At 44.4% G+C, this 13,461-nt stretch carries 12 protein-coding genes, 1 tRNA gene and 1 other RNA gene; 4 read left to right on the top strand and 10 right to left on the bottom strand.

Annotation, left to right across the window (positions count from 1 at the left end; all coding sequences use genetic code 11):
• Positions 1–14: 14 nt before the first annotated feature.
• From AB4323_RS05420 to AB4323_RS05405, 4 genes are all read right to left on the bottom strand, one after another.
• Complete coding sequence (locus tag AB4323_RS05420) at positions 15–1,892, bottom strand: Mu transposase C-terminal domain-containing protein (protein WP_372135901.1); 1,878 nt, start codon at positions 1,890–1,892, stop codon at positions 15–17.
• Between the two features lie 2 nt (positions 1,893–1,894).
• The gene (locus AB4323_RS05415; RefSeq protein ID WP_102333420.1) at positions 1,895–2,518 is read right to left on the bottom strand and encodes a TnsA endonuclease N-terminal domain-containing protein; all 624 of its coding nucleotides are present in this window, start codon (positions 2,516–2,518) and stop codon (positions 1,895–1,897) included.
• Positions 2,519–2,637: 119 nt separating this feature from the next.
• Positions 2,638–2,734, bottom strand: an RNA gene (ffs, locus tag AB4323_RS05410) — signal recognition particle sRNA small type.
• A 196-nt stretch (positions 2,735–2,930) separates the two neighbouring features.
• Positions 2,931–3,674 (bottom strand): hypothetical protein, encoded by a 744-nt coding sequence (locus tag AB4323_RS05405; protein ID WP_017080372.1) that lies wholly within the window; start codon positions 3,672–3,674, stop codon positions 2,931–2,933.
• A gap of 51 nt (positions 3,675–3,725) precedes the next feature.
• Here AB4323_RS05405 and AB4323_RS05400 point away from each other — a divergent pair, with 51 nt between their 5' ends.
• Complete coding sequence (locus AB4323_RS05400; protein WP_017058952.1) at positions 3,726–4,028, top strand: MGMT family protein; 303 nt, start codon at positions 3,726–3,728, stop codon at positions 4,026–4,028.
• Positions 4,029–4,103: 75 nt separating this feature from the next.
• On the opposite strand, the gene AB4323_RS05395 is transcribed toward AB4323_RS05400, so the two are convergent.
• Positions 4,104–4,544 (bottom strand): YbaY family lipoprotein, encoded by a 441-nt coding sequence (locus AB4323_RS05395; protein ID WP_017058951.1) that lies wholly within the window; start codon positions 4,542–4,544, stop codon positions 4,104–4,106.
• A gap of 168 nt (positions 4,545–4,712) precedes the next feature.
• Here AB4323_RS05395 and tesB point away from each other — a divergent pair, with 168 nt between their 5' ends.
• Complete coding sequence (gene tesB / locus AB4323_RS05390) at positions 4,713–5,573, top strand: acyl-CoA thioesterase II (protein WP_029235187.1); 861 nt, start codon at positions 4,713–4,715, stop codon at positions 5,571–5,573.
• A 139-nt stretch (positions 5,574–5,712) separates the two neighbouring features.
• On the opposite strand, the gene AB4323_RS05385 is transcribed toward tesB, so the two are convergent.
• Together AB4323_RS05385 and AB4323_RS05380 are read right to left on the bottom strand one after the other, a co-directional pair.
• Complete coding sequence (locus tag AB4323_RS05385) at positions 5,713–6,378, bottom strand: hypothetical protein (RefSeq protein ID WP_372135903.1); 666 nt, start codon at positions 6,376–6,378, stop codon at positions 5,713–5,715.
• Positions 6,379–6,467: 89 nt separating this feature from the next.
• Entirely contained in the window at positions 6,468–6,941 is a 474-nt protein-coding gene (locus AB4323_RS05380; RefSeq protein WP_017078855.1) for an Lrp/AsnC family transcriptional regulator, read from the bottom strand.
• A 129-nt stretch (positions 6,942–7,070) separates the two neighbouring features.
• On the opposite strand from AB4323_RS05380, the gene AB4323_RS05375 reads away from it, so the two are divergent.
• On the top strand, positions 7,071–8,138 hold the full coding sequence (locus AB4323_RS05375) for a PLP-dependent cysteine synthase family protein (RefSeq protein WP_061022810.1): 1,068 nt from the start codon (positions 7,071–7,073) through the stop codon (positions 8,136–8,138).
• Positions 8,139–8,228: 90 nt separating this feature from the next.
• On the opposite strand, the gene AB4323_RS05370 is transcribed toward AB4323_RS05375, so the two are convergent.
• The 3 genes from AB4323_RS05370 to AB4323_RS05360 all read right to left on the bottom strand — a co-directional run bounded on the left by AB4323_RS05370 (position 8,229) and on the right by AB4323_RS05360 (position 12,880).
• Positions 8,229–8,549, bottom strand: coding sequence for a DUF1244 domain-containing protein (locus tag AB4323_RS05370; protein ID WP_004736423.1), 321 nt, complete (start codon positions 8,547–8,549; stop codon positions 8,229–8,231).
• 141 nt (positions 8,550–8,690) lie between these two features.
• Positions 8,691–11,804 (bottom strand): vibriobactin export RND transporter permease subunit VexH, encoded by a 3,114-nt coding sequence (gene vexH / locus AB4323_RS05365; protein WP_372151862.1) that lies wholly within the window; start codon positions 11,802–11,804, stop codon positions 8,691–8,693.
• The gene (locus tag AB4323_RS05360; RefSeq protein ID WP_372058631.1) at positions 11,804–12,880 is read right to left on the bottom strand and encodes an efflux RND transporter periplasmic adaptor subunit; all 1,077 of its coding nucleotides are present in this window, start codon (positions 12,878–12,880) and stop codon (positions 11,804–11,806) included. The genes vexH and AB4323_RS05360 overlap by 1 nt, the downstream gene beginning before the upstream one ends.
• Before the next feature lie 389 nt (positions 12,881–13,269).
• Between AB4323_RS05360 and AB4323_RS05355 the strand changes: the two genes are divergently transcribed.
• Positions 13,270–13,354: transfer RNA gene (locus AB4323_RS05355), tRNA-Tyr, on the top strand.
• Positions 13,355–13,461: the final 107 nt, after the last annotated feature.

Genomic DNA, 13,461 nt, shown 5'->3' with positions numbered 1-13,461 from the left:
AGTAAAATTCACGATTAGTAGCCCTCTATCTCTTCAAGATCATCATCGTCCAATGATAGTTGAGTACTAACAACGTTTAATGCTGAATTACTGCTTTCATTTTTTCTAACGATTGAGCCAGGTCCTTCCGTGCCAACATCTCTGTATTTTGCAATCTTAGAAGTGTTCCCTGTTTTAGGTTGGGTGAGCTTTTTGTTTTTAGAACTACGCATTCTCTCAGCTTCCCCTTCAATAAGAGCTTCCATATAGAGATAGGTATCGGCTAAAGACTCTTCATTGACGAGGCTTCGGGTATTCAACCTGCGCACTCTTTGAATTCGCTCATGTTCGAACAACGAAAGTCCATTGGTATACCCACTGTTATCAACCGCTGGGACTTTTATGTATTTCTTTTCTGATTCAAGAAAAACGTAGATAGCGCTTATGTCCGACGGATCGGTTTTTGTCCTGACGAAGAGTTTCCCTTGTGAATTAACCGAATTGTATTTTCGATACTCTATGAGCTCATCCGATTGATAGCATAAATTGTGCAACCTTATCCCAGCGATCCCTATCGTCCGGTGCCTTAACAACCCCAACTCAATACGTAACTCGGCCGCAGCTTGTCCTTGGTAGAAATTTGGAAGCCATTTCGATTCATTCCACTTATGATAAGGAACATTCCTTTCTCGACTATCAGAGTCCATGTGATAGCGGTCGATAACCCATTTATGTATTAACTCCATAAATACAGAAACTCTAACGGAAGACTCTTTTTTAGGATCGTAATCTTTAAGCTGAGTGGGATTTGTGAATGTTTTTCCAGGCAGAGCGTTAACCAACCCCTTGTTTAGTTGATCAAATAACTTTTCTATACCGGTCTTTCTCCACGGTTTGGCAGCTTGGCTGTATTGAATATCCGACACCAAAGGTCTCAAAGAGTCCTCTAGGCTATCACTCCAAAACTCGGCACCATTATCAACGACCAGATAGTCTATTTTTCCATGACATGGCCAATCATTTGTTATTGAGGGATATTTTTCGCTTACCCAGCGCTTGTCTAGCAAAGTACTTAATAGTGCTTTTCTGACGGAATCAAAACTAGGCTCTCTAAAGTTAACGCTGAAGCCGACGATGCACTTACTAAACCTGTCATAGAGCATGGTTAGATATGGGCGACCTAATGGAATATCCAATTCATCATCAATCAGTATGACAGGGACTGGAGTATGGTCAATTTCAACGTACTCCATCGGTTTCGTCGCCTCTATTTGCTGGCCTACGGAACGAAACTCTCTATCTGCATATCGCTTTCCATACCTTTCCACTGCAACATCATAGGGTGGTAAACTATTCACTCTGTCATAAAATGCTCTTTGGCTAATTCGCTTGATTTTGCCTTCGACTATTTCTTGATTGGCTTTAATTACTCGGCTTTTGTAATAGCGGTAAGCCTCTGCAACGCTTAAACGCTCTTTAGTCAGGTATTTTTTTTCAATCGCTTCATCAATGAGCGACTGTGAATCTGTATGAACGGTTCTATTTCCTTTTTGGGCGTGTTTAGGAATGAGCGAAAGAACGGCTCTCCCTGATTCAAAATACATTTTCTTCCAGCCGGCAAGAACTCGCCAACTCGGTGGAGATAGCCCTAGCTCTTGTTCAACCTGATTTAAAATCGGTACAAGATTTTTTTCTGTCCACCCACCTTTTAGACGTTTTTCAGTAAATTGAATGACTTTAAGACGTCGTAATACTTCTTGTTGAGTTTTTACAGGATAGGTATCAATGGAAGGGAGATACGATTTATCTTCTTCAAATAAATCACTCGGTATTTGGGTTACTAATTCCGCTTCGTTGGCAGAAGCTTCCATTTCATCAATGAAACCAAAAACGTCATCAAAATCTGACGTCATACCTAACACCAAACGTAGCTATTCAAACCAAAATCAGAGCTTCTAATATCAGTATTAACTCTCCCTGACGATAGCCAACAGAGTGTTGATATCAGAGTTTCATGCTCAGACAGTCCTAAGTGGTCGGAGATTTCGCGTAATTGTACTTTCTGTCTACGTTGTATAAATCCGAGAACAGACTTTTGCGCTTTAGTGATGGTATGCAAACCAGAGTAGCGATGTAACAGCTTTAAGTTACTAAATATTGGGTCAATACGAATTTGTTTCTCTGTCACTAAAACAAGGCGTTTTCCTTGTTCTTCTAGTGCTACTCGCTGTTTTTCAGCAAATCGGAGCCTGAAGTCTGGTTTTAAAATCTGGCTTGAGTGCTTAATCTCAATAAGAGTAGATTGGTCGTTATGATTATCGGCTAAAAAATCTGGCGTATAACGACACTTGCGACCATTAAAGTAGTAATAAAAACCGTGTGGTTGAGATATGTACCCTTTAACATCAGGGTTATATTCGAGATGGAAACAAAAATCGAACTCTAAAACAGAGAGAGTGCGAACAACAGCATCATTTTTCAAGCTCATGAACTTGCAGATGTTGTGAACGTGAGAGGATTTTTTGGTTTGGTCAAACATAGTGCGCATCACTTTTGTTGTAAACCTACAACAAAAAATAGACTATGCTGACTTATAGTGCAAATTTGCTAACTTCTTTGCAATTTATGCTAAGTTAGTTTGCAAACATCAAAAGGGTGGGAACCCAGCCACATCCCGGCACACAAGTCACTCGCTGCGGCTGCTCCCTTCCAGGCCTGACCGAGTTCACGAGCTATTGTTGCGGGAGGACCAGGCCCCCATAGATTCGTTTTCTAAGAGGCTTGCCTCAAAGAGTGATTGGATTATTAAGCATCACAGCAACCATTGCAAGCCCTTCCACCCTATTTTTGAACAATTGCTGTCTAAGTGCTTATCCTTTATTCAAACCACTAGAAAATCGCAGGTAAATTCACCATTTACCTGCATTTGTAAGGTTCGGGTTATCTACGTACTAGATATCGATGTCTTCGTTATCTTCTGTACGAATGATGTAGTCTGTCATCCACGCGGTGCCTAATAGACATAACCACACCACAAAGACTGGACTAGGCACTTCGATGCTTGGGGTAATCACCAGTGCCGCAAAACCAACCGTCGGCAATGTCCAACACAATAGTTTATTCCAGCGGAAGGTTTTCAAGCGCGTCAGTGTTTCCATCGATGCCATGATGCCCGTTACACACAAAGCAACCAAAGCGGCATAAGGTAAATCGGCCATCCATAATGGAAGTATCAAGCCTAATGACCACCAGCTGTGTCGGCTGGCTGGCTTAAGATGATTTGCCGCCCACCAAATAACGATGATTGACAAGGTTTGTAGTGTGGTCACCCAAGGAACGCCTTCAAGCTTACCTGCGGATTGGGTCACCATAATCCCGACTTGTAGCGTTGCGACGATCAAGCCAGAAATAATCACGACCGACAAACTGCTGCGTTTTGAAAAGACCACCATCAATAGTGGGAATAATACCCATACACTGACTGAGAGCGTTATGGGTTGTAGCGGTAGCGTTAATCCATAAGTGGTCATGGAGACAAGCAAAGCTAATCCTGCGATGCCTCCTTGCGGCAAAATCCATAAAGCAGGAATGACCATTGCAAGTACTGGGATATCTCCCTCACTTAAACTGATTGCTCTCGCGCAGACAACCGCTAATAATGTGGTTATCAAGAACTGAAACGTTGTAAATACCATAGCCCTCTCCTTCTACCGATCCGTGGTATTTATGAACTAGGAACATTTAGTATGGACCAATTTTTAAGCCAAATCTTTGCTGTGATTCACCAAATTCCATATGGGAAAGTAACAACTTATGGAGACATAGCACGTTTTTCAGGATTTCCGGGCTATGCGCGCCATGTTGGTAAAGCGCTGGGTAACCTGCCAGAAGGTAGCAAACTGCCTTGGTATCGAGTGATAAACAGCAAGGGTGAAATATCTTTAAAGGCTGATTCGTTCGACAGACAAAAGCAGCATTTGGTTAAAGAAGGGGTTGAGGTGAGTGATGCAGGAAAAGTTAAACTCAGAATATACAAATGGCAGCCCTAGAGCTGCCACTAATCGTCAATTCAACTGGCTAAGTTAAGCCAATCAAGATGCCTTAACAGTGGCATCGATTTCTGATTAACGAACACCAACCAAACGTAGGTCTGCTTGCTGTGTATTTTCTACATCAGTAATTACTGACTTAATCGTGTCCGTTATGAAACGCAGTTTACCGTCAACATGAATCGATGCGCGCATGTTGTAACGGTGGTTAGCTTTAATTTTGTCGTTGTCGTAGCTCAGCTCGAATGCGAACGGTACTTGCTTACCGTCTGTGGTGAACTCTTGAGTTGCGATAACCGTCGATGGTGCATCAGCCAGTGAGATATCTTCTAGCGTAACGGTAACCACTGCATTCTCTGGCAATGCAATTCTTTCACGGTAGCTTACTGTTCCTGAAATCACTTGAGTGTTCTCTGCAACCACTTCTTGAGAAGCGCTCGTTTCTGATGTTGCTTGGCAACCAACAAGTAGGCCAAACGATACTAAAGACGTAATAAGAATTAGAGCCTTTTTCATATTCAATTTCTCTCAACATGTTTGCCGGACTCGGCAAATCTACTCACCAATTATAAGAGAGCTTTCATATTCTGTCTTGAAACCCTATGATTTATTGACAGATATCTGACTAAGCTAAATGATTAACACCATAATCTGACACCCATTTTACGAAGAGGAATGCTGGCGATGAGTCAACCTTTACAAGAATTACTAAGTTTACTTCAGCTAGAAAAACTGGAAGAAGGTTTATTCCGTGGGCAAAGTGAGAACCTAGGCCTACCACAGGTATACGGCGGTCAGGTATTGGGACAAGCGCTTTCTGCTGCTCGTTATACCGTTCAAGACGACCGTAGTGTTCACTCGTTCCACAGTTATTTTCTGTTTCCCGGCGATCCTGAAAAGCCAATCATTTACGATGTTGAGAACCTACGAGATGGACGCAGCTTTAGCACACGCCGTGTAAAAGCGATTCAAAATGGCCGCCCTATTTTCTATCTCACTGCTTCTTATCATGGCGATGCGCCAGGGTTTGAGCACCAGATTTCAATGCCTGATATTCCGGGACCAGAGAACTTTGCCTCAGAAACTGAATTAGCGAGCCACATTGCGGAATTCTTACCAGAGAAACTGCGCAAAACCTTCTGTGGCGAAAAGCCGATTGAGATGCGTCCGGTGACGGTGGTAAACCCACTGAAACCTAAGAAGACGGAAGCGAAACAATACCTTTGGGTAAGAGCGAATGGCGCGATGCCAGACAACCACTTGATCCACCAATACCTGCTTGCCTACGCATCGGATTGGGGATTCTTAGTGACGGCGCTTCACCCACATGAAGTCTCTATCATGACGCCAAATTTTCAAGTGGCGACGATTGACCACTCAATCTGGTTCCACCGCCCATTCAAAATGGACGAATGGCTGCTTTATGCGATTGAAAGCCCAACGGCAGCGAACACTCGTGGCCTAGTGCGCGGCGAAATTTTTAATCAGAAAGGTGAGCTCGTAGCGACAGCCGTGCAAGAAGGTGTGATGCGTTTTACTAAATAGCGCTCAAATAAATAGCGAATAAACGCTTTTTATAAGCCCAAAATATGTACGAGAAAACAAAAAGAGAGGCTAGGTTTAATACCTAGCCTCTCTTTTTTATAACACTAACGAAAATCCGTCACTTAAGAGTGACTAAAATCTATTCTGCTTCTAGCGTAGGTTCAAACTCGCTTTGTACTCGCGTTTTGATGCCATCTCCGGCATCTCGCAGAAGGTTAAATGGTGATAGCACCACACCTTTCACAGCGCCTTCTGCAGCGTCCTGAGCCAAAGCTTGACTCTTATCTGCCAGCAAATTAGCTTGCACCAAAATATTCGGCACTTCCGCTCTTAGCATTTCAGATTCAGTAACAACAGCGGGGATAGTTTGCTCGCGGTACGATTTACTTTCAGCGAGCATCGGTGGCATCACATCCACACGGTATCGTTTCAGCTCAGTCAATGCTGGTGGGATGACATCGGTTCTGACCTGCTCGACTTCCGTTCGGACATTTTTTACTTCATCTAATATCGCAGGGATTTTTTTGTCGACCGATGAAACGGTTTGATTCACGTCATCTATCGTTTTTCTGACTTCTTCGACTGTGTTCAAAACTTGAGGAGCAAGCTCGCTGACATGTTCAGCAAACGCTAGCAGCTCTTCCACTTTTAGCCCTTTGGTGAGACCGGATAAATCTTCGATAACCTGCGGATAAGTATCGACGATCTCCCCTACTTTATTAGTAAACGAATAGATGGTGTAGCCCAAGTAAAAAATGGCGACCGCCAATACCAGCTGGATAGCGGTAGATACTTTTGCAAACATGAATAATCCTTTTCTTTATCGCAAAGGCGATATCTAAACTGAGAAGATAGTTAAACTGAAACGATAGGTAGCCTAAGATTAGGTTGAGCTTAAAGCGGCAATGCTGTTGTGTACTTCAATGGTTCCATCGCAAATGTCGAGGTCACATTAGAGATACCGTCAATGCTATTCACCAAGCGCTTGTAGAAATCATCAAAGCACTTCATGTCTTTAACCTGAACCTTCATCATATAGTCATATTCGCCAGCCATACGATAAAACTCCATCACTTCTGGAAACTCCGACACAGTATTCACAAAACGACCATACCACTCGTGAGAATGATCACTGGTTTTAATCAATACGAACGCGGTAAAAGAAAGATCGAGCTTTTCTGGGTTCAGCAGCGCGACTCTTTTCTCAATAATGCCGTTCTCTTCGAGGCGCTTAAGCCTTTTCCAGCAAGGCGTTGTGGTGAGATTGACCGCTTCAGAAATGTCATTCAATGACAGGGTGCTGTCTTCTTGCAGTAATCCTAATATTTTTTTATCTACGGCATCTATCACACTTTCACCAAATCGCATTTAAAGAGAATTATTTTCTACAATTTAAGCAAAACAAAGCAAATATGGCAAAGTTTTTCTCTCTGATTGTAGCTAAATTAGAACCATACCAATTACAAAGAATTCCTACACTCGATCAGGAGAACGCTTATGTGCACTGACCATCAATGGATTAACAACGCGATTCGTAAAATTGAAGCGGACTACCAACGCTCAGCGGATACGCACCTTATCAAGCTCGAACTACCAAGTATCGAAGGCATTGATGTTTACCTTAAAGATGAAAGCACACACCCAACGGGCTCTTTGAAGCACCGCTTAGCGCGTTCTCTGTTCTTATACGCTATCTGTAATGGCTGGGTTGGCCCAGAAACGACGATCATTGAATCTTCATCAGGCAGCACAGCCGTGTCTGAGGCTTACTTTGCTCGCCTACTAGGTCTTCCGTTTATCGCAGTGATGCCAAAGTGCACAGCGAAGAAGAAAATTGAGCAGATTGAATTCTACGGAGGCCAAGCGCATCTTGTTGACCGCTCAGATGAAATTTATGATGAGTCTCGCCGTTTAGCAGAAGAGCTGAATGGCCATTACATGGACCAATTTACTTACGCTGAGCGCGCAACCGACTGGCGCGGTAACAACAACATCGCGAACTCAATTTTCAATCAAATGCAGATGGAAGATCACCCAGTTCCAGCTTGGGTAGTAATGAGCCCAGGTACTGGCGGTACTTCTGCAACTATCGGCCGCTTCATTCGCTACCAACAGCATGAAACTAAGCTTTGTGTTGTCGACCCTGAAAACTCTGTATTCCACGAATACTTCCAAACAGGCAATGCGAACGTGAAAGGCAATACATTCAGCAAGATTGAAGGTATTGGTCGCCCACGAGCAGAGCCAAGCTTCATTCCTGGTGTGGTTGACGAAATGCGAAAAATCCCAGACGCAGCAAGTATCGCAACGACACATTGGTTATCTGAAATTCTTGGTCGCAAGGTTGGCGCATCAACCGGTACTAACATGTACGGTGTGCTTCAGCTAGCCAGTGAGATGAAAGCGCGTGGCGAAACAGGGTCTATCGTGACTTTGCTATGTGATAGCGGTGAACGTTACCTAGACACTTACTTCAATGACGAGTGGGTAAATCTGAATATCGGTGACCTACAACCTTATGCAGCGAAGCTAGAAGCTTTCTCGCAAACGGGTGAGTTGGCTTAACCACAGAACAAACACCGACGCAAAAATAAAAAGAGCCCTGATGGGCTCTTTTTTGGTTTGTTCTATTCATCAATTTCTAGCGAGAACAAATTATTCTGGCTTCTGCTTCGCTTCAAATGCCGCAAGTTGCTCAGGTGTCGCTTTTGGCTGATGGTTTTGTTTCCACTCATCGTAAGTCATGCCGTATACGCGCTCACGAGCGTCATCGATATCCAAGTCTAGGCCTTGTTGCTCAGCTTCCGCTTTATACCACTTGCTGAAACAATTACGGCAGAAGCCCGCCAAGATCATAAGGTCGATGTTCTGCACATCCTTATTATTGTCTAAATGTGCTAGCAGACGACGAAAGGTTGCTGCATCTAGCTTATCTTGTTCTTCTTGAGAAAGATCTTTGTATTTAAATTCAGCCACTTTACTTTCCTTTATTCGATTTATTGTATTAATTCGTTGAGCTCTGTTTGTTATACAAAAAAAGCCTGCAATTCGCTAGGAGCAAACGCAGGCTTTTCAATATTGTTACACTATTCCGTGTTCATTAATCGTGCGTGTTCATTAACCGTGACTGGTTCTTCCCACGTTGTCATGGCTAAGCACTTTATTAAGTTCCGCTTCCACGTGACCCGGAGAGCGTGTTGATCCTGAAATCAGTCGGTACATCGCAGGAATTACGAACAGAGTAACCAATGTCGCGAAGCCCATACCGAAGAAGATAACCGTACCCACTGCCACTCGGCTTTCATAACCCGCGCCCGTTGAAGTAATCAATGGGATGGCACCAGCCAGCGTCGTGAATGCCGTCATCATGATTGGACGTAAGCGTCGAGCAGAAGCATCAATGATCGCCTTTTCAAACTCAATACCACGGTCACGAAGTTGGTTAGCAAACTCTACGATCAAGATACCGTTTTTGGTTACCATACCGATCAACATGATCATACCAATCTGGCTGTAGACGTTGAGCCCTTGACTCATCAGCACCAAGCCTAAGAAGCCACCGAAGATACCCATAGGTACGGTGAACATCACCACCAGCGGGTTAATGAAGCTTTCAAACTGCGCGGCCAGTACCAAGTATGCGACCAGCATCGCTAGCGCAAACACCACTAGGATACTTGATTGGTTCTCTTTAAAGTCTTTTGACTCGCCAGAGTAGCTCACTGAAATATCACCCGGTAGCTGTTCAATCGCTTGTTCATCAAGGAAATCGAGCGCGTCACCCAGCGTGTAACCTTCCATTAGGTTCGCTTTAATGGTCACCGATTTCTGCTTGTTGTAGTGCGACAAACGAATCGATGAAGCCACTTCTTCAATGTGCGTCAGCGTATCAAGTGTAACCAGCTCACCAGACTGAGTTCGCATGTAGATTTGGCTTAGATCGTTCGCGTTGTTGAAGCTGTTTTCATCACCACGCAGATACACGTCGTACTCTTCACCACGGTCAACGAAGGTCGTTTCACTGCGGCCGCCAAGCATGATTTCTAACGTATCTGAAATGTCTGAAACGCTAACACCTAGCTCTGCTGCACGCTGCTTATCTACGGTTACCAATAGCTCTGGTGTTTTCTCAGAGTAATCGATGTCCGCGCCTTCCATCATTGGAGAATCTTCAGCCGCTTGTTTTAAGAGCTCTGCCCACTTCTGAAGTTCAGAGTAATCAGAACCGCCAAGTACGAATTGAACAGGCTCACTTGAACCACCTTTGAAGCCCGGCATGAACGGGAATACACGCACATCTGGAATGCCGTTCAACGATTTACGAACTTCGTTCAACGCTTCTTGTGCGGTAACGTCACGCTCATCCCAGTCTTCTAGTATCATGATTACGAAGCCCGTTTGGTCACCCGCATTACCACCAAACGCTGGTGATTGAATACTGAATGACTTCAAGAAGCCCTGACCAAGCAATGGCATTAAGCGTTCTTCAACGATGTCCATGTTGGCAGACATACGGTTGTAACTGGTTGCATCGGCACCACGAACAAACGCAAATATAACCCCACGGTCTTCTTGTGGCGTCAGTTGCGACGGCACTTGTTGCATCAAGCCATAACTACCGCCCATACACGCGATAATGATGATTGGAGCGGCCCAACGCCAGTTAAGAGCACGGCGCAATACCGCGCGGTATCCAGACTCAAGCTTGCCAAATACGCGCTCGACAAACAAATTGAAACGGTTTGGTTTAACGTTCGCTTTAAGGATCTTACTGCCTAGCACTGGCGTTAGCGTTAATGCGACTAGCGACGAGAAGATCACCGACATCGCAAGCAATACAGAAAACTCGGTAAACAATAGGCCAACCATGCCGTCCATGAACGAGATTGGTAGGAATACCATTACCAATACAAGCGTTGTTGCGATTACCGCGAAGCCTACTTCACGAGTACCTTTATAGGCAGCAAGCAGCGGTGACTCACCACGTTCGATATGGTGGAAAATGTTCTCAACCACCACGATCGCATCATCGACCACCAAACCAATCGACAGGATAAGTGCCATCAGGGTAATCAGGTTGATGGAGAAACCGAAGTAGTACGCGGCAATAAACGACGAGATCAGAGATACAGGTACGGTTACCGCTGGAATAAGTGTTGCACGTGCTTGACCAATAAAGATGTAAAGCACAAGGATAACCAAGCCACCCGTGATAAAGAGTGTGCTGTATACCTCTGAGATTGAACGGTCAATAAAGACTGTTGAGTCATAATCGACAGCTAAACGAGTACCGTCTGGCAAGAACTTTTGAATTGCTTCGACTTCTTTATGGACTAAATCAGCCACCTCAAGTGGGTTCGCATCTGACTGAGGCACGATACCCATGCTTACGTTAACAACGCCGTCACTCTTAAAGGTCGAGTTCTCGTTTTCTGCGCCAATGTAAACATCCGCTACGTCTTTCAAGTAGATAGGTGTGTTATCAGAGGCACGTTTAACGACTAGATATTCGAAATCTTCCGCTTCAGTGTAAGAACGAGCAGTACGAACCGACATCACAATCGCATCGTTACGTACTTCACCACCTGGGCTTTCAATGTTCTCACTGTTCAGAGCAGAAGTGATGTCCGAGGTAGTAACGCCACGACCCGCCATCTGCGCAGGTTTCAGCTTCACGTACATTACTTTGTACAAGCCACCTGAGATATCCACCGAGCTCACGCCAGAAATCAAACTAAAGCGGTCAATCAACACACGTTCGGTGTAGTCGGTTAACTGCGTTCGGTCCATCTCCGTCGAACTTAAGTTGATGTAGACCGAAGCTTCACCACTACCATTGTTCTTATAAACAATTGGGTCGTCGGCTTCATCTGGCAATGAACGCTGCGCACGAGCTACAGCATCACGAACATCACTCACACCGGTATTGAGGTCGTAACCAAGCTCAAAAGTAATCGTGATACGCGACATACCGTTACGCGTTGTGGATTCGATCTCATCGATACCACTGATGCCGGATAACTGGTCTTCAAGGTTGGAGGTTATTTGGCTTTCAATTATGGTGGCAGACGCACCCTCATAACGAGTACTGATCGATACTACCGGGCTTTCAATATCTGGCATCTCACGAACCGCGAGCTTATTGAAAGAGACAATACCAAACACAACCAATAGTAGGCTCAATACGACGGCCGCTACTGGTCTCTTTACAGAAACATCAGATAACAACATTAGTTAGCGCCTTCTTGTGCTTTTTTATCACTTGCTGCATCAGCTGGGCGATTAACGGCAAGCTCTTGAACCAAGACGCCGTCACGCATGTTCACGATACCTTGCACCACGATCTTCTGGCCAATTTCGATGCCTTTGTCGATCACGACTTCGTTATCGATACGTGCCCCAAGGAAAACTTCTGTACGAGTTGCTTTATTATCTTCGTCGATAACATAAACGAAACGCTTCGTACCTGAATACTCAAGCGCTTGAACTGGAATGATTGGCGCTTCCACTGGTGGGAAGTCCATATCCGCCGCCACTAACATACCTGGCTTTAGATAATCATTATTGTTGTCGAAGTGGATTCGAACTCGAAGGTTCAAGGTTTCAGCGTTAATACGAGAATCAATGCCTACTACAGTACCAGTGAACTGAGTGTCGCCCCATGCGCTAGTGCGAGCCGTTACTTTCATACCTTTAGACAGTTTAGAAAGGTAGCGCTCCGGGATCTGCAGATCTAATTGCATTACCGATAGGTCATCTAAGGTCACGAGTTCAGTACCTGCAGTCACCATTTTACCGCGGCTAAAGTCGATAAAACCAACAGTGCCCGAGAATGGCGCGCTGATGTGAAGATCTTTCAGATTGGCATTTGCAGCAGCTAAACGAGCGTTGGCGATCTCTACATTGGTTTTCTGAGCGTCAATTTCAGTTTGCGTGATCGCGTTACGTTTCACTAGGCGTTGAAATTCCGCTAGCTTACGTTTCTCGTCTTTTAAATACGCTTGCGCTTCTGCAACTGCTGCTTTTGCTTTGTCGTCATCTAATTGAACCAACATCTGCCCTTTGGTGACATCTTGATTGGCTTTGATGTTGATAGAGTCAACTCTGCCCGCTACTTCAGAGGTAATGATCACAGATTGTTCTGCTTCTAACTTACCTACCAAAGAAAGAGATTGGCTAACTTGGTGAATATCAACTTGCTCAGTAACAACAGTGACAGTGCTAGGGCCCATGCGTTTAGCTAGTGCGGCTGGAGACGCCATAAGAATAGACAAGCTAAGCAGGGTTAAAACAGATTTATGCTTCATAATAATGGTCTGCAAGTGAGATTTAATATCTATAAATGAAATTAACCGTATTCTATCAACTGATGAATGCTGTAACGTCAAGAAGTGTAAATCTAGATTAAATTCCATTTACGTTTCTTGGCGAATTGCACAAACCAAACACAATGTAGAAAGCGAGTTACCTCAAGGTGTTACCTATCACTACGTAAACCTTAGTATAGATGTTCACTTCCCGAGCAATATGCGTACTTTTCGCCATCTTTGCCCAAAAAGGCAGCATTCAACACAAAACCATAAGAAAAACTCTTTACAGGTTTAACGTGTTTGCTATGATGCGCTCCGCACTTGAGAGATGCGTTGGGAAAAACATCTCTTTAGCCTATCCATTATGAGTTAGGAAAAAACACCCTGGAGGGGTTCCCGAGTGGCCAAAGGGAGCAGACTGTAAATCTGCCGGCTCCGCCTTCGATGGTTCGAATCCGTCTCCCTCCACCATATTTCTTCTTACCTCTTTTAAGAGTTAAGAGAACAACCTGATTGATGGGCTTATGGGAAAACATCAATTTAGGCTTACTTTGTGAAGAGTAAGACACACCCTGGAG

The organism is Vibrio sp. 10N.261.52.C11 (assembly GCF_041471405.1).
Taxonomy (GTDB): domain Bacteria; phylum Pseudomonadota; class Gammaproteobacteria; order Enterobacterales; family Vibrionaceae; genus Vibrio; species Vibrio crassostreae_C.
The sequence above is the reverse complement of the archived record's forward strand: the minus strand, read 5'-3'. Positions and strand labels throughout refer to the sequence as shown.

Excerpts from the sequence above, each read along its gene's own strand:
- AB4323_RS05420 (WP_372135901.1), bottom strand. The coding sequence starts at position 1,892 with ATGACGTCAGATTTTGATGACGTTTTTGGTTTCATTGATGAAATGGAA.
- AB4323_RS05415 (WP_102333420.1), bottom strand. The coding sequence starts at position 2,518 with ATGTTTGACCAAACCAAAAAATCCTCTCACGTTCACAACATCTGCAAG.
- AB4323_RS05405 (WP_017080372.1), bottom strand. The coding sequence starts at position 3,674 with ATGGTATTTACAACGTTTCAGTTCTTGATAACCACATTATTAGCGGTT.
- AB4323_RS05400 (WP_017058952.1), top strand. The coding sequence starts at position 3,726 with ATGGACCAATTTTTAAGCCAAATCTTTGCTGTGATTCACCAAATTCCA.
- AB4323_RS05395 (WP_017058951.1), bottom strand. The coding sequence starts at position 4,544 with ATGAAAAAGGCTCTAATTCTTATTACGTCTTTAGTATCGTTTGGCCTA.
- tesB (WP_029235187.1), top strand. The coding sequence starts at position 4,713 with ATGAGTCAACCTTTACAAGAATTACTAAGTTTACTTCAGCTAGAAAAA.
- AB4323_RS05385 (WP_372135903.1), bottom strand. The coding sequence starts at position 6,378 with ATGTTTGCAAAAGTATCTACCGCTATCCAGCTGGTATTGGCGGTCGCC.
- AB4323_RS05380 (WP_017078855.1), bottom strand. The coding sequence starts at position 6,941 with ATGCGATTTGGTGAAAGTGTGATAGATGCCGTAGATAAAAAAATATTA.
- AB4323_RS05375 (WP_061022810.1), top strand. The coding sequence starts at position 7,071 with ATGTGCACTGACCATCAATGGATTAACAACGCGATTCGTAAAATTGAA.
- vexH (WP_372151862.1), bottom strand. The coding sequence starts at position 11,804 with ATGTTGTTATCTGATGTTTCTGTAAAGAGACCAGTAGCGGCCGTCGTA.
- AB4323_RS05360 (WP_372058631.1), bottom strand. The coding sequence starts at position 12,880 with ATGAAGCATAAATCTGTTTTAACCCTGCTTAGCTTGTCTATTCTTATG.